The organism is Bacillus sp. SIMBA_026 (assembly GCF_046535335.1).
Lineage (GTDB): Bacteria > Bacillota > Bacilli > Bacillales > Bacillaceae > Bacillus > Bacillus velezensis.
Genome location: NZ_JAWRWX010000001.1, coordinates 1720422 through 1746764, shown reverse-complemented (window position 1 = coordinate 1746764; position 26343 = coordinate 1720422). Strand labels below are relative to the sequence as shown.

Annotated in this window: 24 protein-coding genes and 1 pseudogene; 22 read left to right on the top strand and 3 right to left on the bottom strand. The window is 41.2% G+C overall.

Translation table 11 applies throughout. From position 1 onward, the window contains the following. Window positions 1–125 precede the first annotated feature (125 nt). The 6 genes from SB847_RS08400 (at window position 126) to SB847_RS08375 (ending at window position 6461) form a co-directional block, all read left to right on the top strand. Window positions 126–926, top strand: a complete 801-nt coding sequence (locus SB847_RS08400; RefSeq protein ID WP_007408225.1) for a formate/nitrite transporter family protein — start codon at window positions 126–128, stop codon at window positions 924–926. A gap of 389 nt (window positions 927–1315) precedes the next feature. Continuing rightward, on the top strand, window positions 1316–1456 hold the full coding sequence (locus tag SB847_RS08395) for a YrzI family small protein (protein ID WP_003152787.1): 141 nt from the start codon (window positions 1316–1318) through the stop codon (window positions 1454–1456). A gap of 172 nt (window positions 1457–1628) precedes the next feature. Further along, window positions 1629–1784 (top strand): hypothetical protein, encoded by a 156-nt coding sequence (locus SB847_RS08390; RefSeq protein WP_007408227.1) that lies wholly within the window; start codon window positions 1629–1631, stop codon window positions 1782–1784. A 172-nt stretch (window positions 1785–1956) separates the two neighbouring features. Further along, window positions 1957–2496: a class I SAM-dependent methyltransferase gene (locus tag SB847_RS08385; RefSeq protein ID WP_007408228.1), complete on the top strand. Its 540-nt coding sequence runs from the start codon at window positions 1957–1959 to the stop codon at window positions 2494–2496. Window positions 2497–2705: 209 nt separating this feature from the next. After that, entirely contained in the window at window positions 2706–3272 is a 567-nt protein-coding gene (locus SB847_RS08380; RefSeq protein WP_410561414.1) for a TetR/AcrR family transcriptional regulator, read from the top strand. 27 nt (window positions 3273–3299) lie between these two features. After that, complete coding sequence (locus SB847_RS08375) at window positions 3300–6461, top strand: bifunctional cytochrome P450/NADPH--P450 reductase (protein ID WP_410577513.1); 3162 nt, start codon at window positions 3300–3302, stop codon at window positions 6459–6461. Between the two features lie 149 nt (window positions 6462–6610). Here the strand turns inward: SB847_RS08375 and SB847_RS08370 are convergent, their stop codons facing one another. Further along, window positions 6611–7819, bottom strand: a complete 1209-nt coding sequence (locus SB847_RS08370) for an MFS transporter (RefSeq protein WP_310527652.1) — start codon at window positions 7817–7819, stop codon at window positions 6611–6613. 124 nt (window positions 7820–7943) lie between these two features. Between SB847_RS08370 and SB847_RS08365 the strand changes: the two genes are divergently transcribed. From SB847_RS08365 to manA, 6 genes are all read left to right on the top strand, one after another. Continuing rightward, entirely contained in the window at window positions 7944–8828 is an 885-nt protein-coding gene (locus SB847_RS08365; protein ID WP_015240269.1) for a LysR family transcriptional regulator, read from the top strand. 67 nt (window positions 8829–8895) lie between these two features. Next, complete coding sequence (gene ybaK / locus SB847_RS08360; protein WP_012118054.1) at window positions 8896–9378, top strand: Cys-tRNA(Pro) deacylase; 483 nt, start codon at window positions 8896–8898, stop codon at window positions 9376–9378. Between the two features lie 46 nt (window positions 9379–9424). After that, window positions 9425–10342 carry an MBL fold metallo-hydrolase gene (locus SB847_RS08355; protein WP_130570758.1) on the top strand — a complete coding sequence of 306 codons (918 nt, stop codon included), beginning with the start codon at window positions 9425–9427 and terminating at the stop codon, window positions 10340–10342. A 229-nt stretch (window positions 10343–10571) separates the two neighbouring features. Continuing rightward, the gene (gene manR, locus SB847_RS08350) at window positions 10572–12524 is read left to right on the top strand and encodes a mannose transport/utilization transcriptional regulator ManR (protein ID WP_308825970.1); all 1953 of its coding nucleotides are present in this window, start codon (window positions 10572–10574) and stop codon (window positions 12522–12524) included. Window positions 12525–12676: 152 nt separating this feature from the next. Then, on the top strand, window positions 12677–14635 hold the full coding sequence (locus tag SB847_RS08345; RefSeq protein WP_410577511.1) for a fructose-specific PTS transporter subunit EIIC: 1959 nt from the start codon (window positions 12677–12679) through the stop codon (window positions 14633–14635). A gap of 14 nt (window positions 14636–14649) precedes the next feature. Beyond that, on the top strand, window positions 14650–15597 hold the full coding sequence (gene manA / locus SB847_RS08340; RefSeq protein WP_410561417.1) for a mannose-6-phosphate isomerase, class I: 948 nt from the start codon (window positions 14650–14652) through the stop codon (window positions 15595–15597). 95 nt (window positions 15598–15692) lie between these two features. Here the strand turns inward: manA and SB847_RS08335 are convergent, their stop codons facing one another. Continuing rightward, complete coding sequence (locus SB847_RS08335; RefSeq protein WP_410561419.1) at window positions 15693–16418, bottom strand: MurR/RpiR family transcriptional regulator; 726 nt, start codon at window positions 16416–16418, stop codon at window positions 15693–15695. Window positions 16419–16654: 236 nt separating this feature from the next. On the opposite strand from SB847_RS08335, the gene SB847_RS08330 reads away from it, so the two are divergent. The 9 genes and pseudogenes from SB847_RS08330 (at window position 16655) to SB847_RS08290 (ending at window position 24593) form a co-directional block, all read left to right on the top strand. Then, the gene (locus tag SB847_RS08330) at window positions 16655–17467 is read left to right on the top strand and encodes a Cof-type HAD-IIB family hydrolase (protein ID WP_410561420.1); all 813 of its coding nucleotides are present in this window, start codon (window positions 16655–16657) and stop codon (window positions 17465–17467) included. Between the two features lie 32 nt (window positions 17468–17499). After that, window positions 17500–18301: pseudogene (locus SB847_RS08325) on the top strand (HAD-IIB family hydrolase). Window positions 18302–18531: 230 nt separating this feature from the next. After that, window positions 18532–18810 carry a DUF2651 family protein gene (locus tag SB847_RS08320; protein ID WP_342496995.1) on the top strand — a complete coding sequence of 93 codons (279 nt, stop codon included), beginning with the start codon at window positions 18532–18534 and terminating at the stop codon, window positions 18808–18810. 217 nt (window positions 18811–19027) lie between these two features. Beyond that, complete coding sequence (locus SB847_RS08315) at window positions 19028–19528, top strand: DinB family protein (RefSeq protein ID WP_410561421.1); 501 nt, start codon at window positions 19028–19030, stop codon at window positions 19526–19528. Between the two features lie 161 nt (window positions 19529–19689). Further along, complete coding sequence (gene satA, locus SB847_RS08310; RefSeq protein ID WP_029326061.1) at window positions 19690–20211, top strand: streptothricin N-acetyltransferase SatA; 522 nt, start codon at window positions 19690–19692, stop codon at window positions 20209–20211. Window positions 20212–20416: 205 nt separating this feature from the next. Next, window positions 20417–20665, top strand: a complete 249-nt coding sequence (locus tag SB847_RS08305; protein WP_410561422.1) for a hypothetical protein — start codon at window positions 20417–20419, stop codon at window positions 20663–20665. 329 nt (window positions 20666–20994) lie between these two features. Beyond that, window positions 20995–21807 carry a hypothetical protein gene (locus SB847_RS08300; RefSeq protein ID WP_410561423.1) on the top strand — a complete coding sequence of 271 codons (813 nt, stop codon included), beginning with the start codon at window positions 20995–20997 and terminating at the stop codon, window positions 21805–21807. A gap of 149 nt (window positions 21808–21956) precedes the next feature. Next, window positions 21957–23027 carry a hypothetical protein gene (locus tag SB847_RS08295; protein WP_410561425.1) on the top strand — a complete coding sequence of 357 codons (1071 nt, stop codon included), beginning with the start codon at window positions 21957–21959 and terminating at the stop codon, window positions 23025–23027. Between the two features lie 12 nt (window positions 23028–23039). Then, window positions 23040–24593 (top strand): hypothetical protein, encoded by a 1554-nt coding sequence (locus SB847_RS08290; RefSeq protein ID WP_410561427.1) that lies wholly within the window; start codon window positions 23040–23042, stop codon window positions 24591–24593. A 472-nt stretch (window positions 24594–25065) separates the two neighbouring features. Here the strand turns inward: SB847_RS08290 and SB847_RS08285 are convergent, their stop codons facing one another. Next, on the bottom strand, window positions 25066–25287 hold the full coding sequence (locus SB847_RS08285; protein ID WP_065180893.1) for a DUF2188 domain-containing protein: 222 nt from the start codon (window positions 25285–25287) through the stop codon (window positions 25066–25068). A 681-nt stretch (window positions 25288–25968) separates the two neighbouring features. On the opposite strand from SB847_RS08285, the gene SB847_RS08280 reads away from it, so the two are divergent. Next, complete coding sequence (locus SB847_RS08280) at window positions 25969–26334, top strand: hypothetical protein (protein WP_410561429.1); 366 nt, start codon at window positions 25969–25971, stop codon at window positions 26332–26334. The last annotated feature ends 9 nt before the right edge of the window (window positions 26335–26343 follow it).

The window sequence follows — 26343 nt, the reverse complement described above, 5'->3', positions numbered from 1 at the left end:
ATGGGTATGCATACAAGTTAGGCAGCATTCAAACCCCGTTTTTTCAGACGGGTTAGTTGAATGCTGCCTTTTTTGTTAGGCGTCTTTGGAAACTGCGGGCTGAAGTGATAAATGGAGGGGTTATTATGGCTTTTCGTAAACCGGACGAAATAGCGGAGCTTGCGGTCGAATCAGGGGTGAAAAAGGTGCATTCACCGCTTTCAGCACTGATTGTATTAGGATTTTTGGGAGGAGCGTTTATCGCACTCGGTTATTTGCTTGATATCCGTGTCATCGGCGACCTTCCGAAAGAATGGGGAAGCCTGTCGAGTTTAATCGGGGCGTCCGTGTTTCCCATCGGATTGGTGCTCGTCGTTCTTGCCGGCGCGGAGCTGATTACGGGAAATATGATGTCGGTATCCATGGCGCTGTTTTCCAGAAGAATATCCGCCGGTGCATTAGTGAAAAATTGGGTGATCGTGACGTTGATGAATCTTGTCGGCGCACTGTTTGTCGCTTACTTTTTCGGACATGTTGTCGGATTAACCGAAACAGGACCGTATTTGGAAAAAACGATTGCGGTCGCACAAGGCAAATTGGATATGCCGTTTGGAAAAGTCATTGTTTCGGCGATCGGCTGTAACTGGCTTGTCTGTTTGGCCGTCTGGCTTTCTTTCGGCGCAGAAGACGGAGCCGGAAAAATCGCGGGTATATGGTTTCCGATTATGGCGTTTGTCGCAATTGGTTTTCAGCACGTTGTAGCCAATATGTTTATCATCCCGGCTGCGATTTTTGCAGGTTCTTTTTCGTGGGGTGATCTGATTGGCAATCTCATTCCGGCCTTTATTGGGAATGTCATCGGCGGTGCAGTGTTTGTCGGTCTTATTTATTTTATTGCATATTCAAAAAAAGATCAGAAAAAGCAAGGGATGAAAAGAGTTTCCTGAGGTAAGAAAGATGCCGGAAAACACGGACAATTGAAGCGGAATGCCAGCACATTTTCCGTCCAAATCTTGAAAAAAATGTTTACAAAATGGAAGCTGATGGATATACTTACAAAGTAAGAAAAAAGCAAAGGGAGGTTGAATCACATGACGACGTTAAACGGCAATCAAAATCTACAATTGAACCGATTCAGCCTGTGGAAGAGTTCGTGTCCTTCCTTAACCTCTGCCTGTCAAGCACGTTAATTTCGGAGTATCAGGACATTCGCAGCTCCCCGCAGGGAAAGAAGCACCGTCTTCTTTTGTCTGCGGATTTAGTCTGCCCGCAGCGCATATGAACTTTGCTGCGGGTTATTTTCGCTTGTGCGGATATTGAAAGGGGGTGAGCGATAATGACCATCAATCTTTTCTTTTTAACACTGACCATTTCAAAGCGTTTTAAAAGTGCGGAAGAGTATGAACGAGAACAGCAGGTCGAAGAGTTTTATAATGAAGCGAAAGAACGCCAGCTGAAACATTTTTATATGAACTAACGGACACGAAGGGCCAAAACGGAGGAGAAGGAGGAGATCATCATGTTCAGAATTGAACTGCTGAATCATTACACAATGGAGAAGGACCAGGTTTAGCGAGGATGTTGCTGTCACGTCGCAGACGGCCTGCATACCATGGTAAAGAAAGAAAAATTGGTAAGCGGGTGATAGCATGCAAGGCGGTCAGAACAGAATTCCATCCATCGGGCACGGGTATGCGTCAATGCCCCATTCATTTAAACACGGCTACGGCAACCCGTACCGCCGGCAGAGAATGGCGGCGCTTTCCCGGCAGACAAGATATATAGCACCGTATTATTGGTACTAGAGCAGGCGGAAAACCTACGTTTTCCGTCTTTTTTTTATGAAAACAAATATAAATTTCAAATAAATCGAAACGTTCATGAAGAGAAGTGCGTCTTATTAGTACCTCATACTAATACGAGGTAATATTATTTCTGAATAATAAATCACAGGAATGGAAAAGCGGGTGTTATACAATGTTGCAACATACATCTTCAGCATTAAAACGAATGCGCGCGAAATACTTTGCTGCATCAGAACCGGCAGAGTCAGTCATTCAGCAAATCTTGATGGACATACAGGAATACGACCGCATTTTGGAAATCGGGACCGGAAACGGCTCAATGTTTAAACAAATCATCGGACAGCTTGAAAAGGGCAGTCTTAAAAGCATAGAAACATCGAAACGTAAAATACGGAAAACACAGCGCGCAAACCGTTCGGTTATAAAAGCCGGGCTCGGAAACATTCAGCAGGGAAGGCCGGAAAGCATACCGTTCCGCGACCGCAGCTTTCATAAAGTCTTCTCATTACATACTGCTGAAACAGTCAGCGATTACCGGACAGCATGTAAAGAAGTGTACCGCGTTCTTCAAATTGACGGGTGTTTCTATATGGTTTTGAAACCTTCGCGGATGAGTGAGAAGGATGTGATTGAGGTGCTCTATGATCAGCATTTCAGAGACATTTCAGTTGTCAGCAGAGATTCATTCCATTTTATTACTGCCATTAAATAGAATATTTCTTGGGAAATAAAAAGAGCTGCTTAAGTCACTGCAGCTCTTTTTGTGAAATTGGGCATATTTCCTTATTTTTGGTTATTTCACATATATTTTATATTAAAAAAAGTTTTTTTCTTATACAATGGTAATCAGATGACCGTACATTTTAAATATTTTGAACAAACGGAATGAATATTCATTCCGCATTTAGAAAGGGGGATGAAATGACAGCTTCAAACAAGGTTGAACTCATTATGAAAGCGTCGCTTACTTTGTTTACAGATAGAGGATTTGACGCAACGACGATTCCGATGATTGCCGCTCAGGCCGATGTCGGAACCGGCACAATTTACCGTTACTTTGACAGTAAAGAGACACTTGTGAACGTACTGTATCAGGAAAGTGCGCAGCGTTTTATGAAAAAAGTCAAAACAGACTTTCAGGGAATATCTGTAAGAGGAGGGTTTCATCACCTGTTTTATTGTCTGATTGATTTTACGAAGGAAAGTGAGTATGCATTGTTTTTTCTTGAAACGAATAAGGACGCCTACTTTCTGAATGAAACGAGCCGTAAGCTTCTTGATGAAATAACACAGATGCTTGACGTCTTTTTTCAGCGCGGCAAGTCTGAAGGCGTGCTCCGCAATCTGCCGTCCAATGTGCTGATGGCGCTGCTGCTCGGGGCATATCTCAAACTCTATCAGCTTGTCCGGACGGGAAGCGTCGAAATAACAAAACCGTTTCTGAAAGAATTGGAACAATGTTCTTGGGATGCCATCAGAACTCATTAATTATACGCCGAAGGAAGGAAGATCGATATGAAACAGCTAAGCGCTATACCGCAGCCGAAAACATACGGGCCTCTGAAAAATCTCCCTCACTTGGAAAAAGAAAACCTGTCACAATCGCTTTGGAAAATTGCCGAAGAATACGGCCCGATCTTTCGTTTTGAATTTCCGAGCTCTGTCGGGGTCTTCGTATCAGGCCGCGAGCTCGCGGCAGAAGTCTGTGATGAAAAGCGATTTGACAAAAATCTCAGCAAAGCCCTGCTGAAAGTCCGTGAGTTTGGCGGTGACGGACTATTTACGAGCTGGACTCACGAAAAGAACTGGCAGAAAGCGCATCGGATTTTATTGCCGAGCTTCAGCCAGAAGGCGATGAAAGGCTATCATTCAATGATGCTGGATATTGCCATGCAGCTCGTGCAGAAGTGGAGCAGATTAAATCCGAATGAAGAAATTGACGTTGCCGAAGATATGACGCGCCTGACACTGGATACAATCGGCCTGTGCGGATTTCATTACCGCTTTAACAGCTTTTACCGCGACACACAGCATCCTTTTATCACAAGTATGCTTCGTGCGCTGCAGGAGGCAATGCGCCAATCGCAGAGACACAGCCTGCAGGACAAGCTGATGATCAAAACGAGACATCAGTTCCAGCAGGATATTGAAGAGATGAATTCGCTTGTAGACCGGATCATCGCTGAGCGGAGGGAAAATCCGGATGAGAATCTGTCTGACCTTTTAGCATTGATGCTTGAAGCGAAAGACCCTGTAACGGGGGAAAGGCTGGATGATGAAAATATCCGTTATCAAATCATTACCTTTTTGATCGCTGGGCATGAAACCACAAGCGGGCTGCTTTCTTTTGCGATATACTGCCTGCTGAAAAATAAAGATAAATTGAAAAAAGCTGTTCAGGAAGCCGAGCGGGTGCTGACGGGAGAGACCCCTGAATATAAGCAGATTCAGCAGCTGACATATATCCGCATGGTGCTAAACGAGACTTTGCGGCTGTATCCGACTGCCCCGGCATTTTCTCTGTACGCGAAGGAAGATACGGTTCTCGGCGGGAAATATCCGATTGCGAAGGGACAGCCGGTGACGATTCTGACTCCGCAGCTGCACCGGGATAAAAGCGCGTGGGGAGAAGATGCCGAGTCATTCCGTCCGGAAAGGTTCAGTGATCCCGCGGCCATTCCGGCTGATGCGTATAAGCCGTTCGGAAACGGACAGCGAGCATGCATCGGGATGCAGTTTGCCCTTCAGGAAGCGACAATGGTGCTAGGCCTTGTCCTGAAACACTTTGAACTGATTGATCATACTGATTATGAGCTTACGATTAAAGAAGCTTTAACCATTAAGCCCGGTGATTTTAAAATCCGTGTGAAAAACAAGGACGTGTCCAATCATCAGCCCGTACAAAACCATAAAGCTGAAGGAAGCCGTCACAAAGAAGAAACGAAAGAAATCCCGTCCCACGGAACGCCGCTTCTCATTCTTTACGGATCAAATTTAGGAACTGCGGAAGGAATCGCGGAAGAGCTGGCTGATATCGGAAGAAGCAAAGGATTTTCAACTGAAACCGGCCCGCTCGATGATTATGCCGGGAAACTGCCTGTAAAAGGCGCGGTCGTTATTGTTACGGCTTCTTATAACGGGGCGCCGCCTGATAATGCGGCGGGTTTTGTGAAATGGATGGAAACCCTTGAAGATCAGGAATTAAAGGGTGTTTCTTACGCCGTTTTCGGCTGCGGAGACCGCAACTGGGCCGCCACTTACCAGAGGATCCCCCGCCTGATAGACAAAGTGCTTGAAGAAAAAGGGGCAAAACGGCTGACCTCTATCGGGGAGGGCGACAATGCCGATGATTTTGAGTACAGTCAGGAAGCCTGGGAAGACTCATTCTGGAAGGACATCATGAAGGCTTTTCATATAGAGGCCGCTCCAAAACAGACAAACAAATCACAGTTATCAATCGAATACGTAAGTGAAGCAGCCGAGACGCCGATTGCCAAAACGTACAAAGCATTTGAGGCGGAGGTCATCACGAACAAAGAGCTTCATACCGAAAGCAGCAAGCGCTCAGTCCGGCATATTGAGCTGCGTCTCCCCGAAACAGAAACGTATCAGGAAGGAGATCATCTCGGGGTGCTTCCGCAAAACAGCGGGGAACTGATCAGCCGTGTTATTCGCCGATTCGGTCTTGATCCGAACCAGCACTTTAAGATCAAGGGCCGGCAGCTGCCTCATCTGCCGATGGACCGGCCGGTTAATGCGCCGGAGCTTTTGGCGTCCTATGTAGAGCTGCAGGAGCCGGCAACGAGAGCCCAGCTTCGCGAACTTGCCGCACATACCGTGTGCCCGCCGCACCAAAAAGAATTGGAGCATCTTTATTCTGATGATACGGCATATAAAGAAAACGTGCTGAAAAAACGAATGACCATGCTGGACCTGCTGGAAGATTATCCTGCATGTGAACTGCCGTTTGAGCGCTTTTTAGAACTTCTGCCGTCCTTAAAGGCGCGCTATTATTCAATCTCAAGCTCACCGAAGGCAGCCAGCGGGGAGCTCAGTATCACGGTCGGCGTTGTGACGGCTCCGGCATGGAGCGGCCGTGGGGAATACCGGGGCGTGGCTTCGAACTATTTAGCCGGATTACAAAAAGGCGATTCTGCCGTCTGTTTCATCCGCTCGCCGCAGTCGGGTTTCGCATTGCCTGAAAATCCGAAAACGCCTCTCATTATGGTCGGAGCAGGCACAGGAATTGCGCCGTTCAGGGGATTTATCCAGGCGCGCGCTGCCGAAAAAATGTCCGGTAACAGCCTGGGCGAAGCTCATTTATACTTCGGCTGCCGGCATCCTGAAGAAGACGATCTGTACAAAGATGAATTCGACCATGCGGAGAAAAACGGCCTTGTCACCGTGCACCGGGCGTATTCCAGGTTAGATCAGGACTGTAAAGTTTACGTACAGGATGTTCTGCTTCGCGAGGCTGAACAAATTATTGCTCTTCTTGACCAAGGCGGCCATCTCTATATATGCGGTGACGGAAGCAAAATGGCTCCGGCCGTGGAAAATGTACTGCTTCAGGCGTATGAAAAGGTGCATAACACTGATTCAAAAGTTTCCTTGGAGTGGCTTGAACAGCTGCAGGCGGAAGGAAGATATGCGAAAGATGTTTGGGCAGGTATGTAACAGAAGAGTGAGACAACTGAAGAATGTTTTTTAATTGAAGAAAGCCGGCACGATATTTGAAATCTACTGAATCAAAAGGAATAGTTATAGGGAGTATCGTGCCGGCCTTATCTTTAGTATCGGACAAAAGGCACAAATCTTTAATGTTTTTATTGATTTACATGCAGGCGGCTATGTCCCTTTTTTCTGAATTCCGCCAGAAATAATATCGGATAAGACAGCAATAGCAAAACCGAAATAAATGAAATGATACCGATCCAATGAAAATGCGTCCAAAAGAAACCGCCGCAAGACCCGGCCACGCTTGAACCGATATAGTATGCAAGCAGATATAATGAAGAGGCTTGCGCGCGATGATCACCGGCTGCCCGGCCGACCCAGGCGCTTGCGATCGAATGCGCGCCGAAAAAGCCGAAGGTAAAGACGGCAATCCCCGCGATTTTAAGCGCAAGCTGGGGCAAAAGTGTCACCGCTGCGCCGGCAAGCATAACAAAAATCGCAATCTTAATCATTTTCGCGCTTCCGAAAAGATCTGCTTTTTTCCCCATATAGACCGAGCTGAACGTTCCCGCGAGATAGACAATAAAAATAAAACCGATCACAGTCTGCGACAAATGATAAGGAGCCGCCATTAAATGAAAGCCGATATAATTATATAATGTCACAAAACTCCCCATTAATATAAATCCCAGAGATATTAACAAAAGCAGCCGTTTGCGGTGCAGGACCGCTCCGTATTCCTTACATGCCGCTTTTACGCCCGCATGCCGCTCAGATGAATGGCGCGGAGCCGGAAGAAAACGCCAAAACAAATAGCTTAATACAATAGAAAGAATGCCGATGATGGCAAGCGCGGGCCGCCAGCCGAATACATCGGTCAGAAGCCCCGTTAACAGCCTGCCGCTCATTCCCCCGATGCTTGTGCCGCTGATATACAAGCCCATCATTTTCCCGAGGCCCTTCGGATCAAACTCCTCGCCTACATATGTCATAGCGACAGCCGGAACGCCTGCCAGGAAAATACCGAGCAGCCCCCTCATCGCCAAAAGCGCCGGAAAAGCCGGACTGAACGCTGTTAATAGACCTAAAACAGAAGTGGCTGTTAACGACAGCACCATTAATTTTTTTCTGCCGAATCCGTCAGACAACGAAGCGGCGGCCAATAATGAAAATGCCAAAACGGCTGTTGAAATGGATAAAGTTAAGCTGGCAGCCGCAGCGGAAATATGAAACTCTTCCGAAAACAAAGGCATAAGCGGCTGTGTCGTGTAAAGCGTGGCGAATGTCACAAAGCCGCTGATAAACAGAGCCAAGCTGGCCTTTCTGTAAGCCTTTGTATGAGGCTGAATAAACGTCATGAATGTCCCTCTTTTCTCACTGTTGGTTATATATGTATCGTACGCTTTTCATTTCAATGTGTCTAATTTATAATAACTATAGAATTAATGCGTGTAGGTTATGAAGAAAGGGGAGAAGGAGAAAATGGAGCTTCATCAAATTGACAACTTCATTGCGGCGGCAGCTCATCAGCATTTCACAAATGCGGCAAAAGAAAGAATGATTTCTCAGCCGGCATTAAGCCGATCGATTATCAGGCTCGAAGAAGAATTAGGCGCGCCGTTATTTTACAGAGAGACAAAAGCCGTCCGGCTGACAAGGCACGGAGAGCAGTTCTTAATAAAAGCAAAACAAGCGAGACGAGCTTTAAATGAAGGCGTTGAACAAGTGAAAAAGAATATGAGCCTGGAGCACGGCGAAATATCTGTATCATTTCTTCATACGCTCGGGCTGCGCTTAATGCCTCAGCTGATTGCCGAATTTAAAAAGCTATACCCAAACGTGACCTTCCGGCTTTATCAAGGCGCAAATGAAACGCTTCGCAAAATGGTGGAAACGGGAGATGCGGATATCTGTCTCAGCTCCCCGCCGCTTCCCAGTGAGCTTTTACAATGGACAGTGCTGGAGAAAGAGCCTCTTTATGCGGTGCTTCCTGAGAACCACCCGCTTGCAGGAAATAAAAGCATTCAAATGAAAGAGATGCAGGACGAGGATTTTGTGGGTTTTAAACCGGGATACGGGCTGAGATATATGTTTGATCTGATGTGCCGGGATTTGAATATACACCCGCATCTCGCATTTGAAGGAGAGGAAGTGTCAACCATATTAGGACTGACCGCCGCGGGTCTGGGGGCTGCAGTGCTGCCGAAAACCGCGGAGCATTCATACTTTCCGGTCGTTTTTCTTCCGGTTGCAGATTACCAATGCGAACGCACCATAGCGTTAGCCCAGCTGAAAAACCATGCTCTCTCTCCCGCTGCTGAGCGTTTTAAACAGTTTGCACTTGAGTATTACAAAGCACGCAACTGAGCGGTCATTTTATTAAAATCGAAGTTGAAAATAAAGCTGAAAGAAATACAGAAGACGGAGGAAAACCATGGCGAAAAAAACAGTGAAAACAAATGCTGTCCGTATCATTGAGCAGCAAAACATTCCCTATGAGCTATTAGGTTACAAAACAGAAGGGGGACAGCCCGCAGACGGTCTTTCCGTTTCACAAAAAATCGGATACGCTGCCGAATATGTTTATAAAACCTTAGTGGCATCTGCAGGAACTGACCGTTATTACGTCTTTGTCGTTCCCGTTGCAAAAGAACTGAATCTGAAAAAGGCTGCGAAGGCGGCAGGTGAGAAGAAAATAGAAATGATTGCCATGAAGGACCTTTTGGGAGTAACCGGCTATATGCGCGGCGGCTGCTCTCCGATCGGCATGAAAAAAAGGTTTCCGACTTTTATTGATAGATCCGCTGAAACACTGGAGTTTATGATTGTCAGTGCGGGGAAAATCGGAATGCAGCTGAAAGCAGCGCCTCAAGATTTAGCCGAAGCAAGCGGGGCGGTATTTACAGACATTGTATAAATGTCCGATGAATCTAATGGAATACACGTGTCAAGGGAGAATGATAATGAAAAATAGATATGAAAACTTGAATGGCGTGAAGAATGAACATGGATTCAGGGACATGTGGAAATGGATGAAAGAACGAAGAGAAAAAAGTAAAGACTTAAGCGAGAACATTCCGAAAGCGGTCACTAGGGATGTCCGTGATGTTGCCGTCAATCGGACGGAAACCGCCATAACATGGATCGGCCATTCTTCATTTCTGATCCAAATACAGGGGCTTAACATAATGACCGACCCTGTATGGGCGCGGCGGATGGGTTTTCAAAAACGGCTGACAGAGCCGGGATATGAATTGAGCGAACTGCCTGACATTGATGCCGTGCTCATTTCACACGGGCATTATGACCATCTTGATTTTCCGAGTATAAAAAAACTGAGAGGAAACCCGGATTTTTACGTGCCTGCGGGATTGAAAAAGCTGTTCAACAAAAAAGGCCGCAAAAACGTTCATGAAATGAATTGGTGGGATCGTTTTGAGATGCGGGGGGTCAATATATCATTTGTTCCGGCCCAGCATTGGACACGGAGAACGCTTTGGGATACCGATACCTCTCATTGGGGAGGCTGGGTCATAGAAAGCGAAAACGGCGAGTCCATCTATTTTGCAGGAGATACAGGCTATTTTGAAGGCTTTAAAGAAATCGGAGAGAGGTTTCGTATTAAGGCGGCCCTGATGCCGATCGGGGCATACGAACCGGAATGGTTTATGCAAGTGTCACATATCAATCCGGAAGACGCCGTGAAAGCGTTTTTGGAGCTGAAGGCTGACAGTTTCATTCCCATGCATTACGGGGCATTCCGGCTTGCTGATGATACAGGCCCGGAAGCATTAAGCAGACTGCACGGCGAGTGGGACCGGCTTGCATTACCTCCTGAAAACCTGAAAGCATTAGCGCTTGGCGAAACATTTTGGCTGTAACAGCAGGTTTTCGCTGCCGACACCAATCGTTTAAAAACGGTTGGTGTTTTGCTGTCAATCAAAGGTGAACAGCCTCTGTATAAAACATGATTTTTCCGGAACCTGCGGTAAAAAACAAAACTTTTTACTCTTTTGTTTCACTATAAAATGAAAACGGTTTCGTATGCGCAGTATATTTAACCTATCACAATCGCTCCAGCAGAAACGGACAGGAAGGATAGAAAAACAGATGAAATACATGAATTCAAGGCAGAAAAAGATTTTGTATCTGTTGTTATCTGAACCTGATGACTACTTAGTTGTGCAAGATTTCGCAGACAGGGTCCGCTGTTCTGAAAAAACGATCAGGAATGATTTGAAAACGATTGAAGATTTTCTGAATGAACATGCTCAAGCTCAGCTGATCCGCAAACCGGGATTAGGCGTCTATTTACATATATCTGAACAGGAAAGGTCACGGTTAAGCCGGCAAATTTATAATGAGCACTTTACATGCAGGCACAAGACCGATGAAGAAAGAATACTTCACATCGCTTATGATTTATTAATGAATTCAAAGCCCGTTTCCGCAAAAGAAATTGCCGCACAGCATTTTGTAAACAGAGCTTCGATTAAAAAGGATGTAAGTGCGGTTGAAGAGTGGCTGAAGCGATTTGATCTCACGCTGGTATCTAAACAGCGGCTCGGCTTAAAGATTGAAGGGGACGAAAAAAACAAAAGAAAAGCATTGGCGCGAATTTCAGATTTGATTGATAATGCGGAGTTTACAAGCCAATTTATAAAAAGTAAGTTTTTAAGTCATGAAGCGGACTTTGTGAGAAAAGAAATCAAGTTATTACAAAAAAACCATTCTATCTATTTTACGGATGAAACATTTGAAAGTTTGCTGCTGCATACATTGCTGACTATCCGCCGTATCAAAATGAAACAGCCGGTCGCCATTTCTGCAAGACAGCTGGACGCGGTAAAAAAGAAGAAAGAATATGAATGGACACTGGCTTGTTTAAAACGGCTTGAGCCGGTATTTGCCATACGGTTTCCTGAGGAAGAAGCCGTCTATTTAACTTTACATATAATAGGCGGGAAAGTCCGCTATCCATCGCAGCAAGAAAAGAAGCTTGATCTTGAAGATTCTGAGCTTTCCAAAGTCGTCAGGCATTTGATCAATCGTGTTTCAGAACTGCAAATGCTGGATTTTCATAAAGACCAGGAACTGATCAACGGATTGAACATTCATCTCGATCCGGTGTTGAAGCGGCTGAGCTATGATCTCTCTGTTTCAAACCCCATGCTTCACGACATCAAAAAAATGTACCCTTATTTGTTTCATCTTATCATTGACGTTTTAGAAGACATCAATCAAACATTTGATCTCTGTATTCCTGAAGAAGAGGCGGCCTATTTGACGCTGCATTTTCAGGCAGCGATCGAACGGCTGCGCCGAAGCAGTCATAATCCTAAGAGGACGATCATCGTCTGCCATATGGGCATTGGCATGTCGCAATTGCTGAGGACTAAAATTGAACGCAAATTTCATCACATTACGGTAAAAGACTGTATCGCAAAAGCGGAGCTGACAGAGTATATCAAAAAGCATAAAGATATAGATTTCGTCATTTCTACGATAGGGCTTGGAAATGTAACGATCCCTCATATTGTCGTATCACCGCTTTTGGAGTCTGCTGATGAAAAGAAGCTCAGCGCATTTATGCAACAGCTTGATACATCACATCGCCGGGAGCAAAAAACGTTTAAAATGCTGAACGATACGACTCCGTTTCTCGTTTTTTTACAGCAAGAGACAGAGCACCGTTATCAGGTTATTGAAAAGCTGGCGCAGGCTTTGTATGAAAAAGGCTATGTAGAAAAAGAGTATGGCATTCATGCAGTAATGAGAGAAAAAATGTCGGCGACAAATATCGGGGCGGGTATTGCTATCCCTCACGCGAACTCTAAATATATCAAACAATCAGCCATTGCAATCGCCACCTTAAAAGAGCCGATTGAGTGGGGGACGGAAAAGGTGTCGCTCGTTTTTATGCTTGCCGTCAAACATGAAGATCAAAACAAGGTAAAGCAATTATTCAGTGAGCTTTCCTATCTTAGCGAGCAGCCGGCATTTATTCAAAAACTGACGGAAGAAAAAAATGTAATGACGTTTTTATCGTATTTAAACTATTAAAAGCAGGGAATGGCTCCCTGCTTTTTTTCTGTTTATAGGGAAAAATGCCGTTATTTCCGGAACTTATGGTAAAAAAACGCGCTTATCACAGGCTGATTTCAGTATAAAGTTGAGACAAGATCTTGAAATTCAGACTGCAAAGGAGGATTTATATGAAACTGTTAGCGATTACATCATGTCCGAACGGTATTGCCCATACGTATATGGCTGCTGAAAATTTACAAAAAGCAGCCGGCAGATTAGGCGTTGAGATCAAAGTGGAAACCCAGGGCGGAATCGGGGTGGAAAATAGGCTGACCGAAGAGGAAATCCGGGAAGCAGACGCAATCATTATCGCGGCGGACCGTTCGGTGAACAAAGACCGATTCGCGGGGAAAAAGCTGCTGGCTGTCGGGGTTCAGGAAGGCATCCGCAAACCGGAAGAATTAATTCAAAAAGCGCTTAGCGGTGAAGTGCCGGTCTATCAATCTGCTTCAAAAGCTGAATCCACAAGTCAGCAGGGCAAAAAACAAAACCCGATTTACCGTCATTTAATGAACGGCGTTTCTTTTATGGTTCCTTTCATTGTCGTCGGCGGATTATTGATAGCGGTTGCATTGACGCTTGGAGGAGAAAAAACACCAAAGGGCTTAGTCATTCCGGACGAGTCTTTTTGGAAAACGATTGAACAGATCGGCAGTGCTTCTTTTTCATTCATGATCCCGATTTTAGCCGGGTACATCGCGTTCAGCATCGCTGATAAGCCGGGTCTTGTTCCCGGAATGATCGGCGGATATATTGCGGCATCCGGCAGCTTTTACGACAGTGCAAGCGGCGCAGGATTTCTCGGAGGAATCATTGCGGGATTTTTGGCGGGATATGCGGCGCTTGGAATCAAAAAATGTAAAGTTCCTAAAGCAATACAGCCGATTATGCCGATCATTATTATTCCGGTGTTTGCCTCACTGATCGTCGGTTTGGCGTTTGTATTTCTGATCGGCGCCCCCGTCGCTCATATTTTCGCATCATTAACGGTGTGGCTTGCGGGAATGAAAGGTTCGAGCTCAATTCTCCTGGCATTGATTTTAGGAGCGATGATCTCCTTTGATATGGGAGGACCCGTAAACAAGGTGGCCTTTCTTTTCGGATCGGCAATGATCGGAGAAGGAAATTATGAAATTATGGGTCCGATTGCCGTTTCCATTTGTATACCGCCGATAGGGCTTGGGATTGCGACGTTTTTAGGAAAAAGAAAATTCGCCGCCGCAGAAAGAGAAATGGGAAAAGCATCATTTACGATGGGCCTTTTCGGTATCACGGAAGGAGCCATTCCATTTGCGGCCCAAGATCCCCTTCGAGTGATCCCGAGTATTATGGCGGGTTCTATGACCGGCTCGGTGATAGCGATGATCGGCCATGTGGGGGACAGAGTGGCACACGGCGGCCCCATCGTTGCTGTACTTGGAGCAGTAGATCATGTACTGATGTTTTTTATCGCTGTAACAGCAGGCTCTCTTGTCACCGCTCTGTTGGTTAATGTACTGAAGAAAGATATGGCGAAATCCCCCGCGCCCGGCGAGGTGCTGCCGTCTGCCGCACCAAATGAAGCTGCAGCGGCAAAAGAAACAAAGGAACCATCTCAGGCTGACAGCCGAAAAGCCGGGATGACCGAAATCAAAAAACTGACTGACATTATCAGTACGGACTTGATTGAACCGCATTTATCCGGCGAAACGAGGGATGACATTATCGATGAAATGATCGAGAAAATGTCCCGTAAAGGTATGCTGCTGTCTGACAGCGGATTTAAGCAGGCCATTTTGAGTCGGGAACAGCAGGGAACCACGGCGATAGGTATGAATATCGCCATTCCGCACGGAAAGTCTGAAGCCGTCAAAACGCCGGGTGTCGCATTCGGAATAAGACGTTCGGGTGTTGACTGGAACAGCCTTGATGGTTCTGATGCAAAACTGATTTTTATGATTGCCGTACCGAAGGAAAGCGGCGGAAATCAGCATCTGAAAATATTGCAGATGTTATCCCGAAAACTGATGGATGACAGCTATCGGGAAAGGCTGCTCGCCGTTCAGACAAAAGAAGAGGCGTATGAGCTTCTGGAAGAAATCGAATAAAGCGGGGGATGATCATGTCTACTGAACCGATATTTTTCAATCCGGTTTTCAAAGAAAGAATTTGGGGAGGCGCCGCCCTGCGTGATTTTCACTATAATATTCCGTCCGAGCGGACAGGGGAGTGCTGGGCCTTCGCCGCTCATCAAAATGGACAGAGCACAGTTCGAAACGGCATGTATAAAGGATGTACGCTCGGTGAATTGTGGGAGCATCACAGAGATTTATTCGGAAACCTAGAAGGAGACCGTTTTCCTCTTCTTACAAAAATTTTGGACGCGGACCAAGACCTTTCCGTTCAAGTGCATCCGAATGATGACTTTGCCAAAATGCATGAAAACGGGGAACTTGGAAAAACCGAATGCTGGTATATCATTGATTGTGCAAAAGAGGCGGAGATCATTTTCGGCCACAACGCAACTACAAAAGAAGAACTGATATCCATGATTGAGCGCGGAGAATGGGACGGGCTCCTGAACAGAGTTAAGGTAAAGCCGGGAGATTTCTTCTTTGTTCCAAGCGGCACCGTTCACGCGATTGGAAAGGGCACACTTATTTTAGAGACGCAGCAAAATTCAGATACGACTTACAGATTGTATGATTACGGAAGAAAAGATGCGGAAGGCAGGATGCGCGAGCTCCATCTGGAAAAAAGTATAGACGTGATAGACATTCCATCTGTCCGTGAACGGCCGACCGTTCAATATAAACAAACAGATGATCTGCTGGCAGCTGTTTTAATAGAATGTCCTTATTTTTCAGTCGAAAAGTGGGTTGTAAAAGGTGAAGCAAATCTATTCCAGCATCATCCCTTCCTTCTTGTCAGCGTGATCGAAGGAGACGGAATAATGATTGCAGGCGGGCATGAATATCCCTTTAGAAAAGGAGATCATATTCTCCTGCCTTCCGGTTTGGGAGAATATAAACTGGCGGGCCATGCAAATTGTATTGTGTCTCATCTGTGATCCTCAGAACCCTTCTCTAGCATCAGAGAAGGGTTTCTCATCACTTTTGCAAAAATACCGAAATTTTCAGCGTATCAGTGTTTTCGTTCCTGAATTTATTCTCTCAATTTGTATATCTCCCGAGCCATCGATTCAAGTATGTACATAGCGGGGATTTGGGTGGTGACATTCGCATTTTCAACCCATTCTTCCGTCACGTAATATGAAATATTCACATCGGACATTTTGGCAATGGTTGAATGTTTATGATTTGTAATACTGATGACCCGGCTGCCTTCTTGTTTCAGCTGATTCAGATGAGTCACCGTAGAATCTCCTTCACCTGAAACCGATAATGCGATCGTGATGCTGTTATGACAGAAATGGGAATGGGCCGGAAAGTAAGGATCTTTAATATACATTGAAAGTTTTCCTAAGCACGAAAAATATCTGGCTCCGTATTCGGCGAGAATTCCTGAACTTCCCACTCCGATAAAAATGACGCTTTCTGCATCGGCCGCAAGGGCTGCTGCTTCCTTCAGCTTTTCTTCCATCCCTCCGCTTACTGTTCTTTCAAAAAACTCGGCAACGGAATGATGGGGACTCTTTAAAATCGTTTTTTTATTTGCCTCCGTATACATTTTCAGCTTCACCTTAAACTCCGAAAACCCTTCACAGTTTATTTTTTTGCAGAAACGTAAAATAGAAGCCGTAGATACATGGGTTTCATTTGCCAATTCGCGGATTCGCATATAGACGACTTTCTCGCTGTTTTGGGAGATGTAGTTGTATAAAGAAGTTTCAAGCTCGTTAAATGAAGCAATCATTTCGTGTGTGAACATGCAGGGGGATTCTCCTTTTTATGAGAATGGTGAATGTACATCTAATCGTAACATATCATTTTTAAAAGAAACATAGTGTTATATTTATGTGACAAATCACTTTTTGTGTCATTCAAAACAAGACGTCAGCCAATGATTTACGGCGCAAAACAACTGCGGATATAATTCGTTCATACGCTTTATGCATGATCTCTTCAAGGGTCTCTGACAAAAGCGGCCGAAAAAAGGAGGACAATATGAGTATCAAACTGATAGCAGTTGATATGGACGGAACGTTTTTGAATGATGAAATGGCATATAACAAAGAGCGTTTTATGAATCAGTATCTTGAATTAAAAGCGCGGGGAATTAAATTTGCCGTAGCAAGCGGAAACCAATATGCGCAGCTTACATCCTTTTTTCCGGAGATCGAAAGTGAAATCGCTTTCGTTGCCGAGAATGGCGCTTTCGTCGTGAATGCCGGAGAAGAATTATTCGCGGGTAACATGTCTGAAGACACTATAAAAGCAGTGATCCGTGCTTTAGAGCAGTATGAGGTGAAAAACGTCATTGTCTGCGGAAAAAAAAGCGCGTATATTCATGAAAATGCCAGTGAAGATGAATATCTGCATGCCAGTAAGTATTATTATGTGTTAAAAAGGGTGCCGCATTTTGAAAACATCGATGATGACATTTTAAAATTTTCCATCAGCTTTCCCGCCGAACATTGTTCCGCACTTCTGAGCCATTTAAAAGACGCCATCGGGTCTTTCGTCACGCCTGTATCAAGCGGGCACGGTGACATAGATCTGATCATACCGGGGCTTCATAAAGCAAGCGGGATTAAGCTTCTCCAGAAACAATGGGGGATAAATGATGAAGAATGCGCGGCCTTCGGAGACAGCGGCAATGATTTGGAGATGGTGTCTGCCGTGAAATACGGAGTCGCTATGGATAATGCGCAGGAAAGCATTAAACAGGCTGCCGCGTATATCACGCAATCAAACAATGAAGAAGGGGTCTTAAATGCGATTGATTCCATTCTCAAATGTGAAAAACCCTTTGTCTGAAAAAGACATTTTAACTGCGGAGGTGCTGAACGATGATTAAATTAGTGATTACGGATTTAGACGGCACATTTTTAAATAATCAAGGCGATTTTGACAGAACGTTATTTGAAAAGACAAAACGAGTAATGGAGGAACAGCATGTCGCTTTCGCCATCTGCACCGGGAAGCAGTGTGAAAGGGTGGAAGCTTTATTCGGAGAAGATGCGAAAGATTTTTGGATTTTAGGAGACAGTGCCACACGTATAAAAAAGAACGGCAAGTTCGTATATGAATCTTTGATCAGCAATGAAGCGGGACTGTCAATTATAGGCGCTTTAGAAAAAATCAGCTGCGGGCATAGCATTATCGCATGCACAAAAAATGGCGCGATCGTAAAAGAAAATCTGTCTGAAAGTGAGATGAAATATGTAAATGCCTCTTATGCACATGTAACGAGAATAACTGATTTTACTGAGATAAAAGACGATTTTATCAAGATTACGGTTCATGACCCCGACGCCAACTGTCCGGAAACGAGAGAAAAGCTGCATGAATTTTTTCACCAATTATATATCGTAGCATCAGAGGATACCTGGATGGACATATCAAATATCGGAATACATAAAGGAACAACAGTACAAGAACTGCAGCGATTATTAGGGGTTTCGGCTGATGAAACAATGGCGTTCGGAGACGGCCGCAATGAAAGAATTGATGGAAGCGGCATCCTACAGCTTTGCGGTTAAGAATGCCATTGACGAAATAAAAGATGCAGCGCACTTTGTCATCAAATCAAATGAGGAAAGCAGCGTCATGCACACGATTATGAGAATATTAGCGCTGCAAAAACAATGATGGGCTAAAGCCAATGCGGCAGGATTACTAGGGAAAGAAAAAGCGGGCTATTCTCAGACTTTAATTCACTCCTGATTTTCCTGAAATATGTTAAAAATAAATAAACATCTATATTTGACTCGATTGCATTGGTATAATATGTATAAAATGAATGGAACGGCATAATATCAAGATGAAAAAAATCACTTCATATCAGACAAAAAGTAGGAACTTCCTCGTTTTTAAATAAATTGGGAGGTGTTTGTATTAGCCCGCTGTTGAGTCCCGCGTATATCATTCTCATTTTTCTTCCGGCAGCTTCTTTTCTGTTAGGGATATTAGGGTATTTCATCTTTAAAAAAGTATGGATGATGGTTGTTATTGTCTTCATTTTGTCCTTGATATTCATGTTTATTGTAATAGGTGCCGAGCCGACATTTTTCATTTGGGTGGCTATGATGACGGGGAGCTGTTTTGTCTCCGGTTCAATCACTAAGGCGATATGGACTTTTGCAAAGAGAAAATATTAGACAGAAGAATCCTGTTTGAACAGCTATCCTTTTTTTGTCGATTGAAGAAAAAGAAAGATAGAGTTATCCGTTATGTTCTTATATTTTGTCTGTTGTTGTCAGATCGGGCTTTCTGTTAAAAATGTCTGTCTATCGTTTTGTTCTTTTTTAACTAAGCGGAGCACTATAATTGAACTGTAGATACATAGAAAAACAAAAAAGGATAAGGAGGATTTTTATGTTTCAAACCTTAGACCATTTTTTGAAATCTTGGGAGTTCGAAGCCGATGCGACACAGAAACTGCTGAATCATCTGACTGATGAATCACTTAAACAAGAAATCACTTCACAACATTGGACTTTAGGCCGTATTGCATGGCATACTGTCGCGGCCATTCACATCATTACCTCAAACACAGATTTAACGTTTCACGCTCCGGCTGAAGATTATCCTGTTCCTGCCTCGGCGCGGTTTATTGCTGAGAGTTATCATCAAGCCAGTATTGCATTTGTCCAGGCGTTAAAAACGCAATGGACTGACGATACACTTCAAGAATGTGTCAACTTTATTGGTCAGCAATTGCCGAATGGTTCACTTTTGCTATTTTTAATTCAACATCAAAACCATCATCGAGGACAAATGACTGTCCTTATGAGACAAGCAGGTTTACCTGTTCCGGGTATTTATGGTCCGGCAAAAGAGGAATGGACAACATTCGGTTTGGAAGCTCCGAAATAGGATGTTGTTGTAAGGGCTCGAATGAATAGATGATACCAATCGATGTTGGTATCTTTTTTGTTTTAGTCTTAGAGTGATTAAACCGGTATCCATGACATGCAGACGAATCAACAGTTCAAAAGATGTAAATTAAGGTCAATAAATGCAGAAAGGTGATTATGATGATAACTAAAATGACTCGATTCAATATGAAAGACTTCAATAAACCAAACGAACCTTTCGTTGTTTCAGGGAGAATCATCCCTTCATTTGAGGACAATGTTTGGACATATACAGAGGAGAAATTTGCTGAACCTTATGTCAAAAAATATGACGATGAAGACATTGATGTCAGTTATATTGAAGAAGAGGATAAAGCTGTCTTTTTTTATTACGCAGAGAACGACTGTGTCGGCCGGAGTAAGCTTCGTTCTAATTGGAATGGATACGCACTGATTGAAGACATTGCCGTTGCAAAAGATTATAGAAAAAATGGTGTCGGGACGGCTTTATTACATAAAGCGATTGAGTGGGCAAAGGAGAATCATTTATGCGGTCTTATGCTTGAAACACAAGATATTAATGTTTCAGCTTGTCATTTTTATGCCAAAAATAACTTTGTCATAGGAGCGGTCGATACAATGCTTTATTCCAATTTTTCAACAGCAAATGAAATTGCGGTTTTTTGGTACTGTAAATTTTAAAACAGAAACCTAAAATGTGGGATCGTACCTTTCAACTAGGAAAAAAAGCGATCATTCCTTAGTTAAAGAGGGAATGCCTGTAACCCGGCAGAGTATAAGTAAACGAACAAAGGAACTTGATCCAACAAGTAAAGGAATTCATCCAAACTCTGTGAAAACAAATACTGACCTTTATTGTTATTATCAGGAATACAGTATATCGTAAATGAAAAAGAAACGGTTTAATGACAAAAAGAATCGAATACTTGAAGTTGATGATGCCTACTTCAGGGAGATTAAATCCAGCAGAGATAAAAAAATTGATGAAAAAAAGTTTATGAAGATGACAAAGCAAGAGATTGTTGGAGTCTTGTTGAAAGCGCTAGACTATATTGCAGACAATGAGGATAGGTGGCATGGAGAGCATTTTAAGAAGTCAAAAAAATTTTTGGATGTTTTTGCAACAAGAAAATGACAAAAAACCACAAAATTATTCGCCAAAATAGTCTTGTGATATAACATTTAAGTATACGTAATGTTTTATTAAAGGGAGCTGTAGTGGTGTGCACGCTCTCTTTTTCTTATTGAAGACGCAGAAATCGTTATAGAAACGGTTTACCTCTGTAGTAAGGATATAGATGGACTTCTTGAATCATTTATAAGAATAACTGATGAAGAAGTGAAAGATGGAAAAACGAACAGAGATCTCATATTATCTTATTTTAAGGTATTTAAAAGGTATCTTAGTTTGACGATCAAATAAATGGACGGACTAGTCATCATATTTTTAAAGGGGGATATTAAATGTGGGCAATAGTGGTACTGATTATTTTATATATTTTAATTTCGAATTACAAGAAGACAAAGAAAACGTATACTATAGCATCAGTTCATGTTCTGTATAAGACAAAAAAGAACATGTTATCTTTGATAATTTTAAATAGTGAACGTATGAATCAAATTAGAGAGTTTTTTTGGAAAATAAAAATAAAAGAATTAGCTCAAATTGTGGATGACTTATCTGATGAATATGAACGAAAAAATAATTTCACTTCAAAATCTGTTGTTATAAGTATAGCCTTTATTTCGTCTGCTACTGCGTGTCTGTCATATATTTTAGCACGTGTAAATATTAGATTAAACTTATTCACCAGCGAGATTGAAAATAAAGTTAAAGAACTGAGACGAAGCGGAGAAGTGAGTGCCAATTCTGGGTTTTTAAACCCGGATGAAAAAACAGAAAAGTTATTAACTGAGGCAATTAAAGAAGTTGATTCTTTTGTTATAGACACGATGCTGCAACACATAGAAATAATAGGCATTTTTGTGGTTTTAATCTGTTTATATTTGTTGTACCGAAGGTTAACAGTACGATTAATAAATAAACTTTATTTTGCGGCAAAAAGAGTATATGAAGACAGAAACAAATACGAAGATGAATTAAAAGAAGTGTTAGAGAAGGTATACGAATATCAAACAATCAATTGGGAAATGAGAGTAATAGAGAATGAAGATTGTTTTATTATTATTTATGAATCTGAAGATAGGAAAAAAGCTGAAACCATATTCTTAACCGATGACAAGTTGATTAAAGTTGTTAAACAACATTTAACTTAGATAAAATTGAATTTCTTATTTTGAATTTTATAACCTACTCTCTAAACTAAAGAGTGCTTTTGTTCTATAATACATTTTTGTTGTTTTTTGGAGAATTATGAAATTTAAATGATATAATACTTTAAACACTAAATATGGGGTGACTTTACATGGGGGAAACTAATAGGATTTTTGATGTTATTCATCATATGGATATACAAGAAAAAAAGATATTTGCAAAGGATGGTATGGGTGGGGAGGATTTAAAAAGATTCTTACATGGTTTAGTTTATGACATTCTAACAAAAGAAAATAGAAGGTATTATAAGTTTATGTCTGATTCAGTTGAGATAAACACCTTGACACTGCGCTTATTTGCAGAAAATGAGCTTGAGGAAGAGAAAAATGAGGCTATCTTAAAAGAAACTTGTGAAACTATTGCCAATAGGGCTTTAGAGAAACATGTTATTGCTCAAGAAAAAAATCATATGACTGAAATTCAAACAGGTAATCTGATTCAGTCCTTGTTAGAATATGATTCAGATATTTACTTTCTTATAACAAAAGTTGAACAGGAAGATTTTTTAGATGCCTACAACTTAGAAAACCAAAAGGGTATCCCTTTTAACAAAAAAACTAGAAATTTAAAATCTTGTCTCATTAAATACGAGGAGGATGCCATATCAGAAATTATTGTAACAGACTCGAATAATTCAATCGCAGCATATTGGTATAGAGAGTTCTTAGAATTAAAAGAACTTAATAATGACGAGGCAAATACAAAAAAAGCTTTCAACTTATTATTGAGAAAAATTAAAACGTATGTAGAAAAGAAATCGGAATCTGACTATAATCGAATACATAACAACTTGTTGGGCTATTTCCAGACACAAGAAAATTTCACTTCAGATGGAGTCATAGACTATGTTTTGGGAGATTATAAGCCTGAAAATCCTAATAAAGTTGACGTGGAATCTTTGAAGGGGAAATTAAAAAAAGTAATGAAAGACGACAGATTCGATACTAACTTCAAAATAGAGAGTAAGGTAATAAAGAATAGAATGAAAAAAACGATACCAATAAGTGAAAAAGTTGAGCTAAGAATAAAGGGGTTTGTAAAGGACTATAAGGACGAAATATACTCAGATGAAGATGCCGCAGGTGAAAAAATCATCGTATTGAAAGTACAGAATAGTGAAACATACAATAAAGCATATCGCCAATTTAAATATCGCGAATAAGTAGGTGAAAAATTGGAGATCACCTCGTATTTAAATAAACTAGCAAGTAACATCGAATCAATAAACAGAGAAGAAAATCTGCAAAAGGTCGAAGTTAATATACAGACAAGAAAGGTTATTATAGATAATCTTGAATGTTTAACTGAGATGCTAGCTGAAATCCACAATAGGGATTCACTTCGTGTAGAGTTTAAATTTGGTGATTCCGGCGACATTTTAATTTTTAGAGATCAAAATAATTTAAACGAGTTTATCGATGATGTTCAATTAGAACAGTATTTATTATTTAATGATGATGATGAGGATGTTGGTAAGTCAATTCAGATAAAGGTTGTTATTTCTAAAGAAGTTGTTGATCAATGTCTTTCTGTATATGATATAAAAGCTTTTGCAGATTTCTTAGATTGCTTAAGCATGAAAGCTTTTTTCTCAAGGTTTTGTAGCTATATGAAACAATATAATCAGCTGAAATTTGAAGTCTTAAATGATACTGAGGTCGAAGCTGGTACAGAAACATTTTGGTTTTCTTCTACAGGAAATTTTCCAGACATCAATCAATCTAATAGAAAAAAGATTGAATTAAATCGTCGAAATGCTAGCAATTTCAAAAAGAACTTTGAATTTGATGTTATTCCAGAGGACTTCTTACTATTAGAGAATGCAGGGATTGGAACCATTGAGGGAATTTTCAATAGAATTTTTTTGATATTATCTGTTGGTTTTTTGGCGGATATAACAACTTTTTACAAAGATGAAGATCACAATAATGCATATTATGTTTTTAAAGGGCACAGGGACATTGAGTTTGATTTAAATTATACCAACTTCAACTTGGACGCTTTATGGATCTTTACTGATTTTTATAAATGGGTTTTTACTGGTGACCATACAATAGACAAAATTGGATTAGCGAGAAATGTAATTACAAGGCAAATTAAATTGAATACGATAGATAATAAAGTTTTGCTGTCTAAACAAGCATTTAATTCACTCTTATCAAGCTATAAAGTTTTTCAGAAAGAAAATATTGAACAATATATACAAATAAAAAATACAGTCTCTGAACTTCTTCTTGGTATGTCTCATCAAACCAGTGAGCTAGTAAATGGCCTTGCAGCATCATTAAAAAGTAATCAACTTTTAATAGCAACCTTTTTTGGTACTGTACTCGTCCTTAATGCCCTTTCCTCAGATAAATTTCAGGATATCTTCACAAAAGATGTTACGATTATATCTTATGCTATACTGTTAATATCTCTTATATTCCTTGCAGCATCTAAGTGGTATGCTTGGATGGAAAGGGCAAGATTTAAGGTTCAATATAAGAGGTTAAAGGAGATGTATAAAGATATATTAGATACTGAGGATATTCGAGGTATTTTTAATGACGATATAGCACACAATGAGGATTTGAAATTTCTTAGGAATAAAATCTGGCTATTTTCAATTATTTGGTTTCTTGAGATTCTTATCTTAATGGGTGCAATCTTATATTTAAAAGTCTCAAGTGAACAAACTTTTGTTGTTTTTGTTTATCTTTCTAAGTTGGGTACCTTCCTGTATTGACAAATATATATGTTAACAGTATATTGAAATTAATAATATTAGGATTCGAATGGATATTTTTATTTAAACTATGAAGACTGTACATAAGTTTAACTTGATGTTATCATAAGACAATAAAAATAGAGTGATCCCTTAAATCACTCTATTTCAAGATTTTTACAGAGATTGTACAAATAATTTTGATACAGTCTCTGTGATCCCTAAAACTGAAAAAAGACATAATTTTAGTGATTGAAAGATTCCTATGCACGTGATAACAAGCATCAAGAGAGTAAGTAATCCTTCTTTCAACAGAAAGTTATTTTGTTTTAAAGCGGGTATAGTGATCAACTCCTTATGTAAACTTTCTCAATTAGATTGTGATTCTTCTATTTTACCACATTTTCTTTAGATAGCCAATCAGAGAAGCTTTTTTAAAAAAGCTTCTCTATTTGAAAGAGTTGCTGCGAAGCAACTCTTTTGCTTTGTTCTATTAACCTTTAGGAGGATATGGATCGTTCCCATAGCTGTCTTTTTGACGAATTTTCCCGTTCTTACCGTGGATAACCAATTCGCTTTTTTGATTTCTTGCGATATCTCTTCCTGCATTAATTGCATCTTTTTGAGTATCGTGAACAGAAGTAGCCCGTCCATTCCCCGCACCTTTTACTTGCCATTTCCCATCTGATCTTGGTGTAATATGCTGATTTGACATAACAACATCTCCTTATCCTCTTGTATTTGCAACTTAATAAATTATCGTTAGCTTTTGCTTTAGTTCTTAAGTACGTACTAAGAAAGAAATGATGGTTTTAAAGACCCTGCGTATAATATTCAGGTTTGCTGTTTTAAATTTAACAGCGTGTGCTTTAATTTGATAATTAATTATACGAAATGTTTCTGCCACTAATATGTGTGATATGTCATTAGTAACACCTCCTTTGAAATATATGTTAAAATATTTTAAAGGAAAAAGATATAAGAATAGTTAAAAATGAGTGTAAATGTTGGTGTGATAATTTGTGAGAATTGGGGGATCAGATATGTGGGAGAGGTTGACTGATATATCAACGCATACCGATATGGGGTTTGGGGTTACTGCCGACAAATTTAGAGAATCGGCGGAATTCTTCATGAAAATTATGGAAACCACATCTATAACGCAGCAATGCCCACCTTCTATCTTTATAGACATTCAATAGAGCTGTATTTAAAATCTCTTATAACAATTTATCATAGAACATTCAAGATAGATTACAGTAAAGGTCAATCTTCCAAACATAATATTCCTTTGATTAAAGATAGGAGAGGAGATCCTTTAGATATCACAAAATGTCATGATATTCTTACTCTCTATGAAAATTTTGTTAATCTAGTTAAGGAGAATATTCTTCTTTTGGAAAGGAAAGCGCCAGATGGGAATTGGAATATAATTAATGATGAAAATTTAAAATATGTGGAGTTAATAAGAAATTATGATATTGATAGCACTTATTTTCGTTATCCGTTTACTAAAAATCAAAATGTTGATAGCCGAAAATTTGATGTTAAAAAAATAAATATTGAGCCGAGTAATCTAAATCCTTCGGCAGGTGAAAGTGTTATGGTTTTTTTGAATAATGAAGGAAAGGTTGTCGAGGCACACGGGAGTAATCAATTAAATCTTAATGGGATAGAAGAGGCTCTTATAAAGCTATCTGATTATTTTCATAGAATCCATTCAATGACACGAATCACACTCAACAGGGAAAATAAAATATAAATGGGGGAC